We start from the raw sequence: 19,930 nt of genomic DNA, 5'->3' as shown, positions 1-19,930 counted from the left end.
CCACGGCGGGCCACCTCCGGGGGGAAAACAACGCGCCCCCCCTAGGGGGGGCGCTGCAACCATCAGTTGCCGATGTGCTGCTTCAGCCAGGCGTTGACGGTGTCATGCCACAGGATGCTGTTGGCCGGCTTCAGCACCCAGTGGTTTTCGTCCGGGAAGTACAGGAACTTCGATTCGATGCCCTGACGCTGGGCGGCAGTGAACGCGGCCAGGCCCTGTTCGACCGGAATGCGGAAGTCCTGCTGGCCATGGATGACCAGGATCGGCTTCTTCCAGTCGGCCACGTGGTTGACCGGATTGAACTTCTCGTAGTTGGCCGCCTTCTGGTACGGGGTACCGCCCTGCTCCCATTCGGTGAACCACAGTTCTTCGGTGGCATAGCCCATCATGCGCTGGTCGAACACACCATCGTGGTTCACCAGGCACTTGAACGGGCCGTTCCAGTTGCCGGCGATCCAGTTGACCATGAAGCCGCCGTAGCTGGCACCCAGCGCACAGGCCTTGTCACCGTTGAGGAAGGAATACTTTTTCAGCGCCGCGTCCCAGCCCTTCTGCAGATCTTCCAGCGGGCGGTCGCCCCAGTGCTGGCTGATCGCATCGGTGAAGGCCTGGCCGTAGCCGGTGGAACCGTGGAAGTCGATCATGACCACCGCGTAGCCCTGGCCGGTGTAGGTCTGCGGGTTCCAGCGGTAGCTCCAGCCGTTGCCGAAGCTGCCCTGCGGGCCGCCGTGGATCAGGAACGCGACCGGGTAGGACTTGCCTTCCTGGTAGTTGTGCGGCTTGACCACGTAGCCGTACACGGTGTCGTTGTTCCAGCCCTTGAACTCGAACTGTTCGTAGTCGCCGAAGCTGACGTCCTTGAGCACTTCACCGGCAGCCGGGGTCAGCGCGCGCAGCGGGCCCATGGCTTCGCCGGCCGCCGGCAGCAGGCCGACCAGCACCTGGTCGTTGCTCTTCAGGCTGTTGCGGGTGATGGCCACGCTGTTGCCGGCCACGCTGACCGAAGACACGGTGCCATCGCCGATGACCTTGGTGGCCTTGCCGCTGGCCACGTCGATCTGGAACAGCGGGTGTTCGCCCAGGTCGTCGGTGGTGGTGTAGATGCTGGCGCCATCGGCGGACAGGTTGATTTCACCGGCCGAGCGGTCCCACTGCGGGGCGATCTCGCGGGTCTTGCCGCTGGCCAGATCCATCGCCATCAGGCCGAAGCGGTCGGCTTCGAAGCCCGGGCGCTTCATGGCGCGGTAGAACAGGGTCTTGCCGTCGGCGCTGAACACCGGGCCGGCATCCCAGGCCGGGTTCGACGCGGTCAGGTTCACCGGCGCCTGCTTGCCGGCGGCATCGAAACGGTACAGGTCGAAGTTGGTCGACCACGGCTCCTGCTTGCCGGCCACGCGGATGCTGGCGACCACGCTGCTGCCATCGGGCGACCAGGTGAAATCGTCATTGCCGCCGAACGGCTTGGACGGCGCGTCGCCATCAATGGTGGCGCTCAGTGCCGAGGCGCCCTTCACCGGGCCACCCTTGGCAACCGGCAGCGGGGCCACGAACAGGGTGTTGCGGCGGCCGTCGTTCCAGGTGTCCCAATGGCGCACGAACAGCGAATCGAAGACCTTGCCGCTGGCCGTGGCGCCGGCCACGTCCTTCAGCTTCTTTTCGGTGCAGGCCAGGTCGGACGCGCAGGCCTGGAACACGCCGGCGCTGAACAGCACGCGGTCGTCCTGCGGCGAGACGTGGTAGCTGTCCACGTCCACCGGGAAGTCGGTCAGCTGGCGCGGAGTGCCGCCGCTGATCGGCTGCGCGTACAGCTGCTGGCTGCCGTTCTTGGCGCTGAGGAAATAGACGGTCTGGCCATCAGCCGACAGCGAAGCCGAATTGACGTTCCAGCCAGCCGGAGTGATCTGCTTCGGCGGGGCTGCATCACGCGTGCGCAGGTTGCGCGCGAACAGGGCGGTGCTGGACTTCAGCGCGGCGTCAGTGCTGCGCTTGGCGAACACCACGGTGCTGCCATCGGCGGTCAGGACCGGGGCGGAGACGCGATCCATGGCCACCATGTCGCGGACTTCCAGGCCACGGGCAGCGGCAACGCTGGGCAGGGCGGCCAGCAGGCTCAGTGGCAGCAGGGCATGACGCAGTTTCATCGGGGTCTCCGCAGGACGGCAAAAAACCGATGGTAGGCCTGTGCGGGCGGGGCTGCCAAGGCCATCGGTCATGCCTGCCGGCCAGCGCCGATCCCGCCGCCAGAAACAGCAAACCCCGCCGAAGCGGGGTCTGTGGGGGGCACCGGGGTCGGATCCGATTCCGCAGGAATCGGCTCTGAACCCAGACGCTGCCAGCCAGGGTCAGAGCCCTTCCCTGCGGGAAGGGATCCGACCCCTCGGGCATCAAGCCTGCGCGCGCTTGCCGGTGCGGTAGATCAACCAGCCGACCAGGAACAGCACGGCCAGGCCGATCCACTGCGCGCCCGGCAGCGAGAACGGTGCGGCCAGCACGTCGGCCTCGCCACTGAGCACGATCGGAATCGCGATGGCGATGCCCATCAGGGCTTCGCCGGTAATCAGGCCGGCGGCGAACAGCACGCCCGGCTTGTGCACGCGGTCGCGGCCTTCTTCATCGTCGGCACGCACCTTGTGGAAGCGCTCGACCAAGTGGGCGATCAGGCCGCCCAGGAAGATCGGCACCATCAGTTCCAGCGGCAGGTAGATGCCGATGGCGGCCGCCAGCACCGGCACGCGGAAGCGTGCGTTGCGCGACTTCAGCCAGCTGTCGAAGGCGATGATGAGCGCGCCCACGCCGGCACCGATGCCGATAAAGGTCCACGGCAGTTCGCCACCAAACAGCCCCTTGGCCACCGAGGCCATCAGGTTGGCCTGCGGTGCGGCCAGCGCATTGGGGTGTTCGGCCGTCGGCGCGCCGATGCCGTAAGCGGTAGCCAGCAGGTTCAGCACCGGGGCCATGATCAGCGCGCACGAGAACGCACCGATGCCCAGCATCAGCTGCTGCTTCCACGGGGTGGCGCCAACGATGTAGCCAGCCTTCAGATCCTGCAGATTGTCGCCACCCACGGCGGCGGCGCAGCACACCACCGCACCGATCATGATGGCGGCCACCGCGCCCAGCGGCGCATGGCCCACGCCCACCGGCTTCAGGCCATCGGCGCCCAGCAGCACCACCAGCACCGCCGAAGCGAACAGGATGGTGGAGATGGTGATGCCCGAGACCGGGTTGTTGGACGAACCGATCAGACCGGCCAGGTAGGCCGACACCGACACGAACAGGAAGCCGGCGACGATCATGATGATGGTCATCGGAATGGACACGTGCCACTGGCCGACGATGGCCTGGTACAGGGCCAGCAGCGGCAGCACGAAGGCCACCAGGGCCACCAGCATCCACTTCATCGGCAGATCGCGTTCGGTGTGCGCCAGCGCCGGGCCACCGCTCTTGCGGGCGGCGGCGAAGCCGCTCTTGACGCCGCTGAGCAGCGACTTGCGCAGCGAAATCAACGTCCAGATGCCGCCGATCAGCATGGCGCCCACGCCCAGGTAGCGGATCTTCGCGCTCCAGATGGCGAACGCCGCATCGGTGGACGAAGCGCCGGCAATGGCGCTGGCCAGGCCCGGATCGGTCTGGGTGAAGAATGCCTGGTACAGCGGAATGGCGATGTGCCAGGACAGGATCGAACCGGACACCACCACGATGCCCACGTTCAGGCCGACGATGTAACCCACACCCAGCAGGGCCGGCGACAGGTTGGTGCCGATGAAGGCGGTGATCTTGGAGCTGCCGAGGTAGGCCGAGGTGGCCCAGGCATCGGGAATCAAGCGCATGCCGCTGGCGGCGGCCAGCTTCACGAAGGCACCGATGACGGCCGACAGACCCAGGATCTTCAGGCCCGGGCCGGGATTCTCACCGGCCTTGAGCACCTCGGCCGCGGCCTTGCCTTCCGGGAACGGCAGCGGGTCTTCGACGATCATCGAACGCCGCAGCGGCACCGAGAACAGCACGCCCAGCAGGCCACCCAGCCCGGCGATGCCCAGCACCCACCAGTACTTGAAGTCGGGCCAGTAGCCCATGATGACCAGCGCCGGGATGGTGAAGATGACACCGGCGGCGATGGACGAACCGGCCGAGGCGCCGGTCTGCACGATGTTGTTTTCGAGGATGGAACCACCGCCCAGCAGGCGCAGCACGCCCATGGAAATGACCGCGGCGGGAATGGCGGTGGCGATGGTCAGGCCTGCGAACAGACCGAGGTAGGCGTTGGCCGCTGACAGCACCACCGCCAGCACGATGGCCAGGGCCACTGCGCGGAAGGTGAGCTGCTTGGGCGCAGCGTCGTGGTTCATGGAAGCCCCTGCTGGCAAAAAATCCCTTGCACGCTAGCGTTCAGGGGGCGGCAAGTCCAGCGTGCCAAAGGATGGGGGCGCCTGCTGCAGCGTCCGCCACGGTCGTCGGTACCGCCAACGGGCCGAACCGGCAAAACCCCGTTGGGACTGAGGCAAACGATATGTTATATCCTATCCAAATCGTTTGTTCCCTTTCCCCGCATGGCCTCTTCCCCCTCCCCCCGCCTGGCCTCCATCGACCAGCTGCGCGGCACCGTGATGCTGCTGATGCTGCTGGACCACGTGCGCGAGACCTTTTTCCTGCAGTACCAGGTGAGCGACCCGATGGATGCCGCCACGGTCTCGCCGGCTCTGTTCGCCTGCCGCCTGCTGGCCCATCTGTGCGCCCCGGTGTTCGTGCTGCTGACCGGCCTGTCGGCGTGGCTGTACGGCCAGCGCCAGGCCGACCCGCGCCGGGCCACGGCGGCCTTCCTGCTCAAGCGCGGCCTGTTCCTGGTGGTGCTGGAACTGACCCTGGTGAGCTTCGCCTGGACCTTCCAGTTCCCGCCGGACACCCTGTACCTGCAGGTGATCTGGGCGATCGGGCTGAGCATGATCGCGCTGGCCGGCCTGCTGTGGATGCCGCGCCCTGCCCTGCTGGTGCTGGGCGTGCTGCTGGTGGCAGGCCACAACCTGTTCGATGGGGTGCGGGTGGAAGGCAACGGCGTGCTGGCGGTGCTGTGGAAGGTGCTGCACCAGCGTGACTGGATCGATGCCGGGGTGATGCGCCTGCGCACCTCCTACCCGCTGCTGCCGTGGATCGGGGTGATCGCCCTGGGCTATCTGATGGGGCCGTGGTTCGCCCGCGACCGCGACCCGGCGCAGCGCCAGCGCTGGCTGCTGTGGGCCGGGCTGGGTGCGCTGGCGGCGTTCGCCCTGCTGCGCCTGGCCAACGGCTATGGCGAAGCGCCGTGGCAGCACCAGGACAGCGCGCTGCGCACCTGGATGAGTGTGTTCAACGTGACCAAGTACCCGCCGTCGCTGCAGTTCCTGCTGCTGACCCTGGGCGTCGGCCTGCTGTTGCTGCGCTTGTATGAGTGGCCGCCGCTGGCCCGCGCCCTGCAGCCGCTGGCCGACATTGGCGCCGCACCGATGTTCTTCTACCTGCTGCACCTGTATGTGCTGAAGCTGATGTACCTGACCGCGCTGGCGATCTGGGGGCCGACCCACGGCAGCCTGTACGCGCTGGATTCGGTGGCCGGCCTGCTGCTGGTGGCCTGTGCGCTGGCGGTGGCGCTGTACCCGGCCACGCGCGCGTTCGGGCGGTTCAAGGCGCGCCGGCGCGATCTGGCGTGGTTGCGCTACCCGGCGCGTGCCTGCGGCACGCGCCTATAATCCGCCGATGAATTCCACCGCGATTGCTTCCGACGATTTCCTGGGCCACCCCAAGGGCGTCTACGTCTGCTTCTTCACCGAAATGTGGGAGCGCTTTTCCTTCTATGGCATGAAGGCGCTGCTGCTGCTGTACCTGACCAAGTACCACCTGTTCGGTGACAAGGCCGGGCTGGACCTGCTGGGCGCCTACGGTGGCCTGGTGTACTGCATTCCGGTGTTCGGCGGCATGCTGGCCGACCGCTGGCTGGGCATGCGCCGTGCGGTGCTGTTCGGCGGCATCCTGCTGGTGCTGGGCCACCTGGGCATGGCCTTCGAAGGCCACGCGGCGTACCGGGTGAACGGCGAAGTCGTGCGCGACACCTCGGCACTGGCGGTGACCTATCTGTCGCTGGCGCTGATCATCATGGGCGTGGGCTTCCTGAAGCCGAACATTTCCACCATCGTCGGCAAGCTCTATCCCAAGGACGACCCGCGCCGCGATTCGGGCTTCTCGCTGTTCTATGCCGGCATCAACCTGGGCGCGCTGTTCTCGTCGCTGGTCTGCGGTTTCCTGGGCGAGGCTTACGGCTGGAAGTACGGCTTCGGCGCGGCCGGCATCGGCATGCTGGCCGGCCTGGCCATGTTCCTGTGGGGGCAGAAGTACCTGCACGGCCACGCCGAGCCGCCGCAGCCGGCGGCGCTGAAGGAGAAGGTGCTGGGCCTGCCGCGCGAGTGGCTGATCTATCTGTGCGCGGTGGTCGGTGTGCTGCCGGTGGCCTGGCTGATGTGGGCCGCCGGCAACGGCGCCTTCGCGCTGGGCGGTGAAATCAGCCTGGCGCTGATGCTGATGCTGGTGGTGCTGGGCAGCGTGCTGGTCTGGTTCGCCTGGTTCACCGGCACCAAATGCACGCCGGTGCAGCGCCAGCAGATGATCGCGCTGATGGTGCTGATCTTCATGGCCCTGGTGTTCTTCACGATGTACGAGCAGTCGTACGGGTCGTGGGTCACCTTCACCGACCGGTTGCTGACCAAGGACATCGTGCCGGCGCTGGTGATCACCGATGGCACCCCGCTACCGTGGTCAATCGTGTCGCTGCTGCTGGCGCCGCTGGGTTTCGTGGTCAGCGCGCGCCTGGCCGAACGCCGCCCGGGTTCCAACGCACCGCGTGCGTTCTTCATTGCCATCGTGGCGCTGATGCTGGTGCTGCTGGTGCGCGACTGCCTGGTGATTCCGCAGACCGCCGGTTCGCTCACCTACCTGGGTGGGTTGTTCCTGGTGCTGCTGGCGCCGGCCTTCGCCGCACTGTGGACCTGGATGGACCGCCGCGGCTGGGAGCCGGGCAAGCCGGTGAAATCGGCCTGGGGCCTGGTGATTGGTGCGCTGTCGTTCGTACCGCTGGCGCTGGCCGCACAGCAGGTGGGCGCCACCGGTGAAATGGCCAGCGTGTGGTGGCTGGTGCTGGCCTACTTCCTGCTGGCCAGCGGAGAAATGTGCCTGTCGCCGGTCGGCCTGTCGGCGGTGACCCAGCTGGCCGTGCCGAGGGTGATGAGCCTGATGATGGGCACCTGGTTCCTGGCCACCGCGTTTTCAGAAACGCTGGCCGCGCTGTTCGGCAAGCTGGCGGCGATCGAGGTGCCCGAAGGCGAAGCGCTGGACATGGTGGCCGCCGCCGGAGCCTACGCGCACCTGTTCTGGCTGCTGATGTGGATCGGCCTGGGCTGTGCGGTGGCGGCCTTCGTTGCCGCCCCGCTGCTGAAGCGGATGATGCACGGGGTCAAATGACCCCGTGCATCCGTGCCGCCAGACTCAGGGCGCCTTGCCCTTGTCCGCCGGCACGCTGGCGCTGGCCGTGGCGCCGCCCAGGCTGCGCGACAGGAAGGCCAGCAGCTTTCCGTAGTACTCGCGCTTGTGTTCCAGCGTGTAGAAGCCGTGGCCTTCGGTCTTGTAGTACAGGCTTTCAACCGGCGTTCCGGCACGCTTGAGCGCCGCTTCCATGCGCTCGGTGTGCTGGATCGGCGCGCGCTTGTCCTCGCCACCGGCGGCCAGGAACACCGGCACCTTGATCTGCGCGGCCAGGTTGACCGGCGATACCGCGCCGAGCTTGGCCGGGTCGCCCAACCATTCGCGCAGGTAGGTCATGCCCGACTTGCGGTCCTGCACGTCGCCGCGGTTGAACATCATGGGCAGGTCGTACACCCCCACGTAGCCGGCCGCGCACTGGTACAGGCCAGGTTCGCGCACGGCGCCCATCATGGCCGAGTACGCGCCGTAGCTGGCGCCATAGATGCAGATGCGGTCCTTGTTGGCCACGCCCTGGCTGATCGCCCAGCGGGTGGCATCGGTCACGTCGTCCTGCATGGCCTTGCCCCACTGCTCGGCGGCCGCCTGGCCGTGGGCACGGCCGTAGTTGCCCGAGCCACGGAAATTGACCTGAAGCACCGCGTAACCGGCCGCGGCCAGCATCTGCGCTTCGCGGTCGTAGCTGCCATCGTCGTAGATGCCAAGCGGCCCGCCATGCGGCATGACCACCATCGGCAGGTTACGGCCGTCGCTGCCATGCGGCACGGTCAGGTAACCGTGCAGCGGCAGGCCGTCGCGGGCCTTCAGCTTGAACGGCTTGACCGTCGCGGTCTTCTCCACGTTGATCCAGTCGCTGCGGCTGATCAGATAATCAGCCTTGCGCGCGGCAATATCGTAGACATAGAAGTCGCCGGGGTTGGAGCCAGACCAGACGCGTACCAGCACCTTGTTGCCGTCGCGGGTGCTGGAGGTAATGAACACCGCCTGGCCGGGGAACGCCGCCTCCAGGCTGCGGTACAGCCGCGCATCGGCCGACGTCTCGTCGAAGAAACGCGTGCGCGGGGTGTCGCCCAGGTACAGCGCGCCGACCGGAATGCGGGTACCGGGACGGACGATGATGCGGTACGGATCAACCACCTCGTCGCGCAGCACGGTCTTGCGCTCACGTGTCTGCGGATTCCAGCTGACGATGGCATCGGGACCGCTGGACTGCTCGCTCTTCAGATAGGCCAGCTGCCCGTCTTCGGAAAAACCAATCGCGGTTTCGATGCGTGCGGACACACTCTCATCGTTCACCAGCGCCCAATCGGCGCCGTTGGCCGCGCGGTAGTACAGCTTGTTGACGTTGTCCGTGCCCGCGCCGTGGGCAAAGCGCACCTGGCCCTGCGCATCGGTGGTGAAATCGGCGCGGCGCACCGGCGAACGGGCCACCGTGGCGCGCTTGCCGCTCTGCACGTCCAGGCGCTCGGCGCGGGTGTAGGGATCTTCGCTGAAGGGCCACACCGCGATCACCACGTTGCGGTCGTCGTCCGGCAGGTCGTCGGACAGGAAGGCAGCGATGGCCTCCACCTTCTTCGGCTGAATGCGCGTGCCCGGCCCGTTGCTGGTTACCCGGTAGCCCACCAGCAGTTCGGTACGGCCGCTTTCGGCGTTCATCGACAGCAGCTCGCCGGTGGGCGACGGCTCGTCCAGGCTGCCGAACTTTTCAGCCACGCCGATCAGCAGGCGGGAGTCGTTCACCCAATGGAAATCGGTGGCGTGGTTGTTGCTCGGTGGCCGCATGCTGCTGACCACCGAATTGTCCGATGACCGCAGGATCGCCAGCGCGGTGAAATCCTCACCCGGCACGGTGGTGGCGTAGTACTGGCCACTGGGTGAAATCTTCAGATCGCCGAACGCCTCCTGGCGCACGAACGCATCCACATCGACCGCCATTGCCTTCCCCGGCAACAGCACGGCTGCAACCAGGGCAGCCAGCAAGCACTTGCGCATCCTTCCCCCTTGAAGCGGACACCCTGTCCGCATCGTCGATTCTAGGCACGGCCGATTCCCGCCCGCCAGTGCTGGCGGCGACAAAAAAAAGACGGCACCGTTGCCGGTGCCGCCATGGCCACTACCTTGGAGAGAGAGTCAGGACGTGGGTTCGGGGGGCGTGCGCGGTGGGTCAGTGGACCCCGCGCACCGCCAGGGTCAGGGCCAGGATGCTGAGGATCACGGCGATGGTGCCGTCCAGTACCCGCCAGGTGCTGGGCTTGGTGAACAGCGGTGCCAGCAGGCGCGCGCCCAGGCCCTGCGCGGTCAGCCACAGGCAGCTGGCGGTCACCACGCCGGCGGCGAACGCCATGCGTGCATTGCCGAAGTTCTCGGCAATCGAACCAATCACCATCATGTCCAGCCAGAAGTGCGGATTGATCAGCGAGAAGCCGACTGCCGCCATCAGCACCGCACGGCGGCTGCCGTCGTCACTGTCGGCCTCGCCCATGCCACCGCCACCGGCGAAGGCACGGCGCGCGGACTTCATGGCATACCAGGCCAGGAAGGCCACGCCGGTCCACAGCACCGCGGTGGTCAGCCACGGCAGCGCCGTGGTGAGGGTGCGCAGGCCGGCCACGCTGGCGAAGATGAAGAACGCATCGATGGCCGCGCAGGTGGCGACCACCGGCACGATGTGCTTGCGCAGGATGCCCTGGCGCAGGATGAAGGCGCTCTGGGCACCGACCACGGCGAACAGGCCGATGCCGGTGGCTGCACCAGAGAACCAGGCACCGAGGCCGGTGCTGGCGGAGATGACCGGGAACATGGGATTCACTGCCTTGTCTTGCTGGGGGGACGGTGCCTCGCGAAGGCGGACAGCACCGGAATGGGCGCTATTGTCGCGCCGCAACATGAAGAAGACGAGCTAAACTTACTTAACCAACATTAGCGGAGCTTAATCGGATGCGTATCGATCACGCCCAGCTGCGGGCCCTGGCCGCGGTGATCCGCGAAGGCAGCTTCGACCGCGCCGCGCAGGCGCTCAATGTCACCCCGTCGGCCATCTCGCAGCGGGTAAAGGCACTGGAAGACCGCATCGGCCGCCTGCTGGTGAAGCGCGGCACCCCGGCCACCGCTACCGCCGAAGGCCAGTTGCTGGTGCAGCTGGCCGAACAGACCGCCCTGCTGGAGCACGACGCGCTGCACCGCATGGGCCTGGCCGACGAGGACCTGCCGCAGGCCAGCATTCCGGTGGCGGTGAACCATGACAGCCTGGAAACCTGGTTTCCGCAAGCTGCGCACGCCTTTGCCCAGGGCACCGGCACCACCCTGGACCTGCGCGTGGAAGACCAGGACCACACCGTGGAACTGCTGCGCCAAGGCACGGTGCTGGGCGCGGTGACCACGCTGGACGAACCAGTGCAGGGCTGCCAGATCCATGCGCTGGGCAGCATCCGCTACGCCGCCACCTGCACCCCGGAGTTCCGCGACCAGCATTTCGCCAAGGGCGTGACCGCGCAGGCGCTGGCGCAGGCGCCTGTACTGGTGTTCAACCGCAAGGACGACATGCAAGCCCGTTTTGCTCGGCGAATGGCCGGCGACGAGCTGCCCAGCACCGCGCCGACCTGGTGGATTCCCTCCACCCGCGCGTTCGTGCAGGCCAATCTGGGCGGCCTGGGCTGGACCATGAACCCACTGCCGCTGGTGAAGCGGCACCTGGATGCCGGCCGCCTGGTCTACGTGCGCCAGCGCGCCTGGGAAGACGTGCCGCTGTACTGGCAGCACTGGAAGGGCGATGTGCAGACCATGGCCCTGCTGACCCGCGCCGTGCTGGACGCATCGACCGCACTGGTGCGGCGGAAGCGCTGAGGCGGCAGGGCTGCGCCCTGCACCTGCAGAAGCCGGAGCCGGAGCCGGAGCCGGAGCAACAGCAACAGCGTGCTATCCATGGGTAGGCAGGATGGGTCCGGTTGCGGGGGACGGCGCAAGTCCCCCTCCGGGGCCCGGCCCAGCCGCTGGCGGCTAGGCGTTCGGGCGCTTGCGAAGCAGTGCTTCGCAAGCAAAGCGCCCTCACCCATGTAGCCTCGGTCGCGCCATCCATGGCGCTCACGCCCCCGCAACCGGACCCACCCCGCCTTCGATGGTTTTCCGCGAGTTGTTGGAACGGCCCGGGGTCGGATCCCGTTCTGCGGGGCCTTGTTCTGTGCCAGCATCGCGGCAACCGACCTTGAGGGGCTGGGCGATGGGGACCGATCCGCTGTTCCTGCATATCCGCGTGGTGTTGGGCATCATCCTGGGCCTGTCGATCACCACCCTGCTGAAGGGGCTGGCGCAGATCATCGAGCACCCGCAGCGCCGCGGCTGTTCAGCCCTGCACCTGTGCTGGGTAGCGTGGACCCTGGTGTCGCTGGTCACGTTCTGGTGGTGGCAATTCCGCCTGATCGAAGTGCACCGCTGGACGTTTGAAACCTATCTGTTCGTGATCGCCTACAGCGCAACCTGGTTCCTGCTGTGCGCGCTGCTGTTTCCCGACGACCTGCGCGACTACGGCAGTTACGGCCGCTACCTGCTGCAGCGCCGGCGCTGGATCTTCGGCGTGATCGCGGTGCTGACGCTGCTGGATCTGGTGGACACGGCGATCAAGGGGCGCAGCCGCTGGCAGTTGCTGGGCGAGGCCTATCCGCTGCATTCGGCGCTGATGCTGGTGGTCTGCGTGCTGGGCTGGAACCTGCGCAGCGCCCGCGCGCACGTGCTGCTGGCCGCGGTGGCGCTGGTTTACCAGGTGGTCTATTTCGCGGCGGAATACTTCACCATTGGCAGTGATTGAAGGGATCCGCCAGGCATGGCCTGGCGCTACCGTTCGTGGCCAATGCCTGCGCCGGGCATGGCCCGGCGCTACCAAGGGAACAGACATGACGATCCACTACCGCCCCGCCCGGCCCGATGATGCGGCCGCCTGCATCGACCTGCGCGGGCGAACCCGCGAGAACGCCTTCAGTGCGGCGCAACTGGCCGAGCTGGGCATCACCGCGGACAGCTGGGCCGAGGGCATTGCACAGGGCGACTTCATCGGCCACATCGCCGAAGACAACGGCACCCTGGTCGGCTATGGCTTCGCCGACCGTGACAGTGGCGAAGTGCTGGTACTGGCCCTGCTGCCGGATTACGAGGGCCGCGGCATCGGCCAGCGATTGCTGCAGGAAGTGATCGAACTTGCCCGCGCTGCCGGGCATGGCCGGCTGTTCCTGGCCTGTTCGGCCGATCCCCGCTCGCGCTCGTACGGGTTCTACCGTCACCTGGGCTGGCGAGCCACCGGCGACGTGGACGAGGCCGGGGACGAGATCCTGGAGCTGGTCTGAGGAGCATGGCCTGGCGCTACCGCGCCAGGGCGGCCGGATGCTGCGTTGCACCAAATCCGGACCCGAAAGGGTTAAAATCCGCCTCCTGGATGCTGCAAGGCGTTGTTTCTTCACGCCCTTTCCCTACCCGGCGCGCATCCTGAACCCCTTCCCCACGCCATAAGTCACCCCCATGAAGAAATTTGGCAAGGCCCTTCTCGCCCTGCTCGTGCTGCTGTTGCTGGTAGCCGCGCTGTTCCTGTACTGGCCGCTGACCCAGCGCTCGGTGCCGGCGGCGAGCAACGACAAACCCGTCGACGTCGTCCTGGTCGGCGGCGGCATCATGAGCATCACCCTGGCCACCTACCTGCAGGAACTGCAGCCGGACTGGAACATCCAGGTCTATGAACGCCTGGATGGCGTGGCCAACGAAAGCTCGGACGGCTGGAACAACGCCGGCACCGGCCATTCGGCCTTCGCCGAACTGAACTACACCCCGGAACTGCCCGATGGCAGCATCGAGACCAAGCGCGCGGTCGGCATTGCCGAAAGCTTCGAGGTCTCGCGCCAGTTCTGGTCGCACCAGGTGAAGGAAGGGCGGCTGAGCCAGCCCAGCGACTTCATCAACCCGACCCCGCACATGAGCTTCGTCTGGGGTGATGACAACATCGCCTACCTGCACAAGCGCCAGCAGGCGCTGGTGAAGAACCCGCTGTTCTACGGCATGCAGTACTCGGAAGATCCGGCGCAGATCAAGCAGTGGGCCCCGCTGCTGATGGAAGGCCGCGACCCGAAGCAGAAGGTGGCCGCCACCTGGATGCCACTGGGCACCGACGTCAACTTCGGCGTGATCACCCGCCAGCTGACCGCCGGCCTGCAGCGCAGCCCGAACTTCAAGCTGCACTTGAACCATGAAGTGAGCGCGCTGCGGCAGAACGCCGACAAGAGCTGGAACGTGACGGTGAAGGACCTGAAGGCCAACACCGAAGCCACCACCCATGCCCGCTTCGTCTTCATCGGTGCCGGTGGCGCCGCGCTGAAGCTGCTGCAGATGTCCGGCATTCCCGAATCGAAGGATTACGCCGGCTTCCCGGTGGGCGGCCAGTTCCTGGCCTTCCAGGGCCAGGACGTGACCACGCGCCATGGCGTGAAGGCCTACGGCATGGCCGAAACCGGTTCGCCGCCGATGTCGGTGCCGCACCTGGATGCGCGCAAGCTGGACGGCAAGCCGGTGGTGCTGTTTGGCCCGTTCGCGCTGTACAGCACCAAGTTCCTGAAGCACGGCTCGTGGTGGGACCTGTATTCGTCGGTGAACCACAACAACGTCGGCCCGATGCTGGAAGTGGGCAAGGACAACCTGGACCTGGTGCAGTACCTGATGGCCCAGGCACGCCTGAACGACGCCGATCGCCAGGCCGAGCTGGTGAAGTACTTCCCCAACGCCAAGCCGGGCGACTGGAAGCTGATCACCGCCGGCCAGCGCGTGCAGATCATCAAGCGCGACCCGCTGAAGGGCCCGGTGCTGCAGTTCGGTACCGAGATCGTGACCGACAAGGACCACACCATTGCCGCGCTGCTGGGTGCTTCGCCGGGCGCGTCGACCTCGCCGCCGATCATGCTGGACCTGATGGCCAAGGCCTTCCCGGAACAGATGAAGGCCGGCTGGGAAGCCCGCCTGCGCGAGATCGTGCCGTCGTACGGCCGCAAGTTGAATGAAAGCGCGGCGCTGACCAACGAGATCCGTACGCTGACCAGCCAGACCCTGCACCTTCCCTACCTGGAAGTGCCGACCGATGCTGCGGCCGCCCCGGCAGCCGTGCCGGCTGCCACGCCGGCCCCGGCGGCGGCGAAGGAAAAGCGCAACGCCAACGAGGAACTGCAGGCGCTGTAAGCCAGGCATTTCCCATGCAGTAGAAACGAACGGCCACCTTCGGGTGGCCGTTCGCGTTTGTGCGCCGGGAAGGGGTCAGAGCCCTTTGCCGGGGCAAAGGGCTCTGACCCCGGGGTCGGATCCTGGCGCGCATCACGAATTGTAATGTTGTTAATAACGATTTACATTTGCACCCCGCGCAACTGACCTGCGCCCTCCCGCAGATGGACCTGACCCCGCCCGATGCCGCCGCTCGCGTGCCGGATGACTGTTGCCGCCCGCCCTTTCCCTTCCCGCCCCGAGCCCTCCATGTCCCTCTACGCTTCCCGCCTGCCCCGCCGCGCGCCGCTGTCGGCCGCGCTGCTGTCCGTCCTGATCCTGTCGGCGCCCTCGGCGTTCGCCGCCGATGCCGGCGCTGATGCGTCCGACGCCAAGACCCTGGACAAGGTGAGCGTGCGTGCCGACAAGGCCGCCCCGGCCAGCACCACGCGCCTGCCGATCACCCTGCAGGAAACCCCGCAGTCGTCCACCGTGATCGGCCTGCAGCGCCTGCAGGACGAATCGCTGTTCAGCATCAACGACGTGATGCGCAACGTGACCGGCGTCAGCGTGTCCTTCTATGACACCCAGCGCCCGCTGTACTACGCGCGCGGTTTCGCCATCACCGACTTCCAGGTCGATGGCATTCCCACCTACAGCGGCTCGACCAACCAGGAATACGACACCGCCTTCTACGACCGCGTAGAAGTGATCCGCGGTGCCAACGGCCTGCTCAGTGGCGCCGGTGTGCCCTCGGCCACGGTGAACCTGCTGCGCAAGCGCCCGGGCAAGGAGTTCGATGCCTCGTTCGCAGTCAGTGCCGGCAGTTGGGACTACCGCCGCATGGAAGCGGACGTGAACGCGCCGCTGACCAGCGACGGCCGCTTCCGCAGCCGCGTGGTCGCCGCCTACACCGATCGTGATTTCTATTACGACCGCTACAAAGAAAACAAGATGGCCGGCATGGCCGTGCTGGAAGGCGATGTGACCGACAGCACCACGGTCACCCTGGGCTACCAGACCCAGGACAACAACCCGGTGGGTTCCACCTGGGGCACCGTGCCGTTCTTCGACAGCCAGGGCAACTTCGCCCACCTGCCGCGCTCGACCAACCTGTCGCCGAAGTGGAGCTACTGGCAGCGCGAGACCAGCACCGTGTTCGCCAACCTGGAACAGCGTTTCGGCGACGACTGGCTGCTGAAGATCAACACCGCCTACACCCGCGGCAACGTGCAGAACGTGCGCCTGTACGGTACCGGCAACCCGAACCCGGCCACCGGTTCGGGCATCTTCCTGCGCGCCGCCGCCGGCGATGCCGAAGACACCCGTCGCAACATCGACGCCTACCTGACCGGCACGTTCGAGCTGTTCAACCAGCAGCACGACCTGACCTTCGGCGCGCAGTGGGCCGACCTGGAAGCGACCACCAACACCACCACGCTGAACTTCCCGACCGACTGGGCCCGCTGCGGCAACGAACGCTGCTACTACATTCCCAACGTGTACGACTGGAACGGCGATATTTCCGAAGTGACCTACACCCGTACCGGTGCGCGCCGCGTGGCCAAGACCACCCAGAGCGGTGTGTACCTGGCCGCACGCCTGCACCTGGCCGAGCCGCTTTCGCTGATTGCCGGCGCACGCCTGAGCCGCTGGGAAACCCGTACCCGCGCGTTCAACGCGGCCGGCACCTACACCGGCACCAGCGGCGCCTACAAGGTGAGCGATGAAGTGACCCCGTACGTGGGCCTGGTCTTCGACATCACCCCGAATGTCTCTGCGTATGCCAGCTACACCGAAATCTTCAATCCGCAGAACTACAAGGACAAGAACGAGAACCTGCTGGCACCGGTGCAGGGTTCGAACCTGGAAGCGGGCCTGAAGACCCAGTGGTTCGACGGCCGCCTGACCGCCAATGCCGCGGTGTTCGAGGCCAAGCAGGACAACTACGCGGTGCGCGACATGAGCGTGCCGGACGGTTCGCTCAGCGATGGCAGCTCGGCCTATATAGGCGTGAACGGCACCAAGGCGCGTGGCTGGGAAATGGACGTGAACGGCGAGATCCTGCCGGGCTGGACCGTCAACGCCGGCTTTACCCACGTGAAGGTGACCCGCGCGGCCACCGACCTGCTGTACGCCAACCCCGCCGAAGACCTGCTGCAGATCAACACCCAGCTGCGCCTGCGCGGCGCACTGGAACGCCTGAGCGTGGGTGCTGGCGTGCAGTGGCAGAGCAAGGTGCAGGGCTACAACATTCCCTACCCGCTGGGTGGCACGGTCACGGTGAACCAGCCGGCCTACGCACTGCTGCAGTTCAACGCCAACTACCGCATCAGCGACAACTGGACGGCCACGCTGAGCGTGCGCAACGCGCTGGACAAGACCTACTGGGCCAACCTGGACTACAACAACTACGGCGAACCGCGCTTCGTGGCCGCCAGCCTGCGCTGGAAGTTCTGAGCCAGGCACCGGGGTCGGATCCCTTTCCGCAGGAAAGGGCTCTGACCCCGCCATGTAGAGGCCCATGGTCTGGGTCAAGACCAGAGGTAGCGCCGGGCCATGCCCGGCGGAAATTCACCGCCGCCAGCGGCGGACGAGCAGGAATCCGGCGCAGTAGGCCCAGGTCATGAACGCACTGACGAACAGCCACAGCCAGGTCCACGCCACCGCACGCGGGTAATCGGCGGGAATGAGCAGCAATGTGGCGACGCTGGCTGCAACTGAAACACCGCCGATCAGTATCCGGCGCTTCAGTCGCGACAGGCGTGCGGCACGCGCATCGGTGTCCAGCGATGACAACGTCTGCAGGACCTGATCGACGCGCGCACGCTCGCGCACCTCATCAGGGCGGGCCAGCAGACGGCGGGCATTGAACCCTGCGATGCCTGCGAACAGCGCCGGCAGGCCCCAGGCCCACAGCACGGGCGGCTCGCCCCTGATCGCCTCGCTAACCAGCAGAACCAGCGCGTACAGCGCCAGCAGGCCGAAGGCGAATGCGCGGACCACCCGGCGCGTGCGTGCCATGCCGGCAACCAGATTCCCAGGATCCATGCGCGTGTCCCCCTGTGGACGGCCGGTCGATGCCGGTGAAGAAGACCGAGCGTACAAGGCATGGGCGAAAACATGAAAGCGCCTACCGGACTGGCACACCAGAATTTGCTGCACTGCGAGTTGCGGCCCGTTCCGTAATTATGGCGTAATTATCTCAACGCCAATCGGAAGCAGGTCGATGAACCCGAGCTGGGACACGTTGCAACGCAGCCGCCAGGCCCGCCTGGAACGGGCCGCGCCCTGGGCACGGGGCCGCCAGGTCGCCGCCGCCGATGTCGCCGACCTGCTGCATGCCTTGCTGGAACCGGGCGACAAGGTCTGCTTGGAAGGCAACAACCAGAAGCAGGCCGATTTCCTGGCCCAGGCGCTGGCCGACCTGGACCCGGCGCGGGTGCACGACCTGCACATGGTGCAGTCGGTGCTGTCCCTGCCCTCGCACCTGGATGTGTTCGAGCGCGGCATCGCCTCGAAACTGGACTTCTCGTTCTCCGGCCCGCAGTCGGTGCGGCTGGCCAACCTGGTGGCCGAAGGGCGCATCCAGATCGGTGCCATCCACACCTACCTGGAACTGTTTGGCCGCTACTTCATCGACCTGACCCCGCGCGTGGCCCTGGTGGCCGCGCAGGCCGCCGACCGCCACGGCAACCTCTATACCGGCCCGAACACCGAAGACACCCCGGTGATCGTCGAGGCCACCGCTTTTGGCGGCGGCATCGTCATCGCCCAGGTCAACGAAATCGTCGACACCCTCCCCCGCGTCGATATCCCCGCTGACTGGGTCAACTTCGTGGTGCAGGCGCCGCGCCCGAACCACATCGAACCACTGTTCACCCGCGACCCGGCGCAGATCTCCGAAATCCAGGTGCTGATGGCGATGATGGCCATCAAGGGCATCTACGCCGAGTACGGGGTGAACCGCCTCAACCACGGCATCGGCTTCGATACCGCCGCGATCGAACTGCTGCTGCCCACCTATGCCGAATCACTGGGCCTGAAGGGAAAGATCTGCCAGCACTGGGCGCTGAACCCGCACCCGGCACTGATTCCGGCCATTGAATCGGGCTTCGTCAAATCGGTGCACTCCTTCGGTTCGGAACTGGGCATGGAGAAGTACATCGCCGCCCGTGGCGATGTGTTCTTCACCGGTGCCGACGGCTCGATGCGCTCCAACCGCGCGTTCTCGCAGACCGCCGGCCTGTACGCGTGTGACATGTTCATCGGTTCGACCCTGCAGGTCGACCTGCAGGGCAACAGTTCCACCGCCACCCGCGACCGCATCGCCGGCTTCGGCGGTGCGCCCAACATGGGGTCGGATGCACGCGGCCGCCGCCATGCCAGCGACGCCTGGATCAAGGCCGGCCAGCAGGCCGCGCGGCCCGGCGAAATGCCGCGCGGGCGCAAGCTGGTGGTGCAGATGGTGGAAACCTTCCGCGAACACATGGCGCCGGCCTTCGTCGATCGCCTGGATGCCTGGGAGCTGGCAGAGCGCGCACAGATGCCGCTGCCGCCGGTGATGATCTACGGCGACGACGTCAGCCACGTGCTGACCGAAGAAGGCATCGCCAACCTGCTGCTGTGCCGTACGCCGGAGGAACGCGAACAGGCGATCCGCGGCGTCTCCGGCTACACCGCCGTCGGCCTCGGCCGCGACCGCGCGATGGTGGAAAACCTGCGCGACCGCGGCGTGATCCGTCGTCCCGAAGATCTCGGCATCTCGCCGCGCGATGCCAGCCGTGACCTGCTGGCCGCGCGTTCGGTGAAGGACCTGGTGCGCTGGTCCGGCGGCCTGTACGACCCGCCCAAGCGCTTCCGCAACTGGTAAGGGACTGAGCATGGAAACCCTCGACTATCGATTCGACGGCCGCACCCCCGTGCAGTTCCCGCGCGATGCGGTGCTGGTGGGCGTGCTCGCCTCGGGCAACCTGGAAATCCTGCTGGAACCTGCCGCGCAGGACGGGGCGATGACGGTGCGCATCATCACCGCCGCGCAGGGCTTCGGCACCATCTGGCAGGCGGTCATTGCCGATTTCGCCCAGCGCCATCCACTGCGCGACGTGCGCGTCTCGATCAACGATGCCGGTGCGACGCCGGCCGTGGTCAGCCTGCGCCTGGACCAGGCGGTGGAAACCCTGCTGGCCGGAGGCACGCCATGAGC

At 66.7% G+C, this 19,930-nt stretch carries 14 protein-coding genes; 9 read left to right on the top strand and 5 right to left on the bottom strand.

Features of this window, described 5'->3' with window-relative positions; all coding sequences use genetic code 11:
• Window positions 1-62 precede the first annotated feature (62 nt).
• Both IAE58_RS02930 and IAE58_RS02925 read right to left on the bottom strand, forming a co-directional pair.
• On the bottom strand, window positions 63-2,141 hold the full coding sequence (locus IAE58_RS02930) for a S9 family peptidase (protein WP_199934751.1): 2,079 nt from the start codon (window positions 2,139-2,141) through the stop codon (window positions 63-65).
• A gap of 243 nt (window positions 2,142-2,384) precedes the next feature.
• Window positions 2,385-4,349, bottom strand: coding sequence for an oligopeptide transporter, OPT family (locus IAE58_RS02925; RefSeq protein WP_199934750.1), 1,965 nt, complete (start codon window positions 4,347-4,349; stop codon window positions 2,385-2,387).
• 201 nt (window positions 4,350-4,550) lie between these two features.
• On the opposite strand from IAE58_RS02925, the gene IAE58_RS02920 reads away from it, so the two are divergent.
• Window positions 4,551-5,723 (top strand): heparan-alpha-glucosaminide N-acetyltransferase domain-containing protein, encoded by a 1,173-nt coding sequence (locus tag IAE58_RS02920; protein WP_200734972.1) that lies wholly within the window; start codon window positions 4,551-4,553, stop codon window positions 5,721-5,723.
• Between the two features lie 7 nt (window positions 5,724-5,730).
• A complete protein-coding gene (locus IAE58_RS02915) occupies window positions 5,731-7,485 on the top strand; it encodes an oligopeptide:H+ symporter (protein WP_199934664.1) in 1,755 nt (584 codons plus the stop codon).
• 24 nt (window positions 7,486-7,509) lie between these two features.
• Here the strand turns inward: IAE58_RS02915 and IAE58_RS02910 are convergent, their stop codons facing one another.
• Both IAE58_RS02910 and IAE58_RS02905 read right to left on the bottom strand, forming a co-directional pair.
• Window positions 7,510-9,495 carry a prolyl oligopeptidase family serine peptidase gene (locus tag IAE58_RS02910; RefSeq protein ID WP_199934665.1) on the bottom strand — a complete coding sequence of 662 codons (1,986 nt, stop codon included), beginning with the start codon at window positions 9,493-9,495 and terminating at the stop codon, window positions 7,510-7,512.
• A 172-nt stretch (window positions 9,496-9,667) separates the two neighbouring features.
• On the bottom strand, window positions 9,668-10,303 hold the full coding sequence (locus IAE58_RS02905; protein WP_199934669.1) for a LysE family transporter: 636 nt from the start codon (window positions 10,301-10,303) through the stop codon (window positions 9,668-9,670).
• Window positions 10,304-10,440: 137 nt separating this feature from the next.
• Here IAE58_RS02905 and IAE58_RS02900 point away from each other — a divergent pair, with 137 nt between their 5' ends.
• The 5 genes from IAE58_RS02900 (at window position 10,441) to IAE58_RS02880 (ending at window position 17,184) form a co-directional block, all read left to right on the top strand.
• Window positions 10,441-11,346: a LysR family transcriptional regulator ArgP gene (locus IAE58_RS02900; protein WP_108748911.1), complete on the top strand. Its 906-nt coding sequence runs from the start codon at window positions 10,441-10,443 to the stop codon at window positions 11,344-11,346.
• Between the two features lie 373 nt (window positions 11,347-11,719).
• Window positions 11,720-12,304, top strand: coding sequence for a hypothetical protein (locus tag IAE58_RS02895; protein ID WP_199934666.1), 585 nt, complete (start codon window positions 11,720-11,722; stop codon window positions 12,302-12,304).
• Window positions 12,305-12,389: 85 nt separating this feature from the next.
• Window positions 12,390-12,836, top strand: coding sequence for a GNAT family N-acetyltransferase (locus IAE58_RS02890; protein WP_199934667.1), 447 nt, complete (start codon window positions 12,390-12,392; stop codon window positions 12,834-12,836).
• 172 nt (window positions 12,837-13,008) lie between these two features.
• Window positions 13,009-14,706, top strand: coding sequence for a malate dehydrogenase (quinone) (mqo, locus tag IAE58_RS02885; protein WP_199934668.1), 1,698 nt, complete (start codon window positions 13,009-13,011; stop codon window positions 14,704-14,706).
• A 288-nt stretch (window positions 14,707-14,994) separates the two neighbouring features.
• Window positions 14,995-17,184: a TonB-dependent siderophore receptor gene (locus IAE58_RS02880; protein ID WP_199932269.1), complete on the top strand. Its 2,190-nt coding sequence runs from the start codon at window positions 14,995-14,997 to the stop codon at window positions 17,182-17,184.
• Between the two features lie 114 nt (window positions 17,185-17,298).
• On the opposite strand, the gene IAE58_RS02875 is transcribed toward IAE58_RS02880, so the two are convergent.
• Window positions 17,299-17,775: a hypothetical protein gene (locus tag IAE58_RS02875; protein WP_200734971.1), complete on the bottom strand. Its 477-nt coding sequence runs from the start codon at window positions 17,773-17,775 to the stop codon at window positions 17,299-17,301.
• A gap of 178 nt (window positions 17,776-17,953) precedes the next feature.
• Between IAE58_RS02875 and mdcA the strand changes: the two genes are divergently transcribed.
• Window positions 17,954-19,597 carry a malonate decarboxylase subunit alpha gene (gene mdcA, locus IAE58_RS02870; RefSeq protein WP_199932271.1) on the top strand — a complete coding sequence of 548 codons (1,644 nt, stop codon included), beginning with the start codon at window positions 17,954-17,956 and terminating at the stop codon, window positions 19,595-19,597.
• Between the two features lie 10 nt (window positions 19,598-19,607).
• Window positions 19,608-19,928, top strand: a complete 321-nt coding sequence (gene mdcC, locus IAE58_RS02865; RefSeq protein WP_108768143.1) for a malonate decarboxylase acyl carrier protein — start codon at window positions 19,608-19,610, stop codon at window positions 19,926-19,928.
• Window positions 19,929-19,930 lie beyond the last annotated feature (2 nt).

This window comes from Stenotrophomonas sp. S49 (assembly GCF_016624905.1).
GTDB lineage: Bacteria > Pseudomonadota > Gammaproteobacteria > Xanthomonadales > Xanthomonadaceae > Stenotrophomonas.
The sequence above is the reverse complement of the archived record's forward strand: the minus strand, read 5'-3'. Positions and strand labels throughout refer to the sequence as shown.

Excerpts from the sequence above, each read along its gene's own strand:
- IAE58_RS02900 (WP_108748911.1), top strand. The coding sequence starts at position 10,441 with ATGCGTATCGATCACGCCCAGCTGCGGGCCCTGGCCGCGGTGATCCGC.
- IAE58_RS02905 (WP_199934669.1), bottom strand. The coding sequence starts at position 10,303 with ATGTTCCCGGTCATCTCCGCCAGCACCGGCCTCGGTGCCTGGTTCTCT.
- IAE58_RS02925 (WP_199934750.1), bottom strand. The coding sequence starts at position 4,349 with ATGAACCACGACGCTGCGCCCAAGCAGCTCACCTTCCGCGCAGTGGCC.
- IAE58_RS02910 (WP_199934665.1), bottom strand. The coding sequence starts at position 9,495 with ATGCGCAAGTGCTTGCTGGCTGCCCTGGTTGCAGCCGTGCTGTTGCCG.
- mdcA (WP_199932271.1), top strand. The coding sequence starts at position 17,954 with ATGAACCCGAGCTGGGACACGTTGCAACGCAGCCGCCAGGCCCGCCTG.
- IAE58_RS02880 (WP_199932269.1), top strand. The coding sequence starts at position 14,995 with ATGTCCCTCTACGCTTCCCGCCTGCCCCGCCGCGCGCCGCTGTCGGCC.
- IAE58_RS02895 (WP_199934666.1), top strand. The coding sequence starts at position 11,720 with ATGGGGACCGATCCGCTGTTCCTGCATATCCGCGTGGTGTTGGGCATC.
- IAE58_RS02930 (WP_199934751.1), bottom strand. The coding sequence starts at position 2,141 with ATGAAACTGCGTCATGCCCTGCTGCCACTGAGCCTGCTGGCCGCCCTG.
- mdcC (WP_108768143.1), top strand. The coding sequence starts at position 19,608 with ATGGAAACCCTCGACTATCGATTCGACGGCCGCACCCCCGTGCAGTTC.
- IAE58_RS02890 (WP_199934667.1), top strand. The coding sequence starts at position 12,390 with ATGACGATCCACTACCGCCCCGCCCGGCCCGATGATGCGGCCGCCTGC.
- IAE58_RS02915 (WP_199934664.1), top strand. The coding sequence starts at position 5,731 with ATGAATTCCACCGCGATTGCTTCCGACGATTTCCTGGGCCACCCCAAG.
- IAE58_RS02875 (WP_200734971.1), bottom strand. The coding sequence starts at position 17,775 with ATGGATCCTGGGAATCTGGTTGCCGGCATGGCACGCACGCGCCGGGTG.
- IAE58_RS02920 (WP_200734972.1), top strand. The coding sequence starts at position 4,551 with ATGGCCTCTTCCCCCTCCCCCCGCCTGGCCTCCATCGACCAGCTGCGC.
- mqo (WP_199934668.1), top strand. The coding sequence starts at position 13,009 with ATGAAGAAATTTGGCAAGGCCCTTCTCGCCCTGCTCGTGCTGCTGTTG.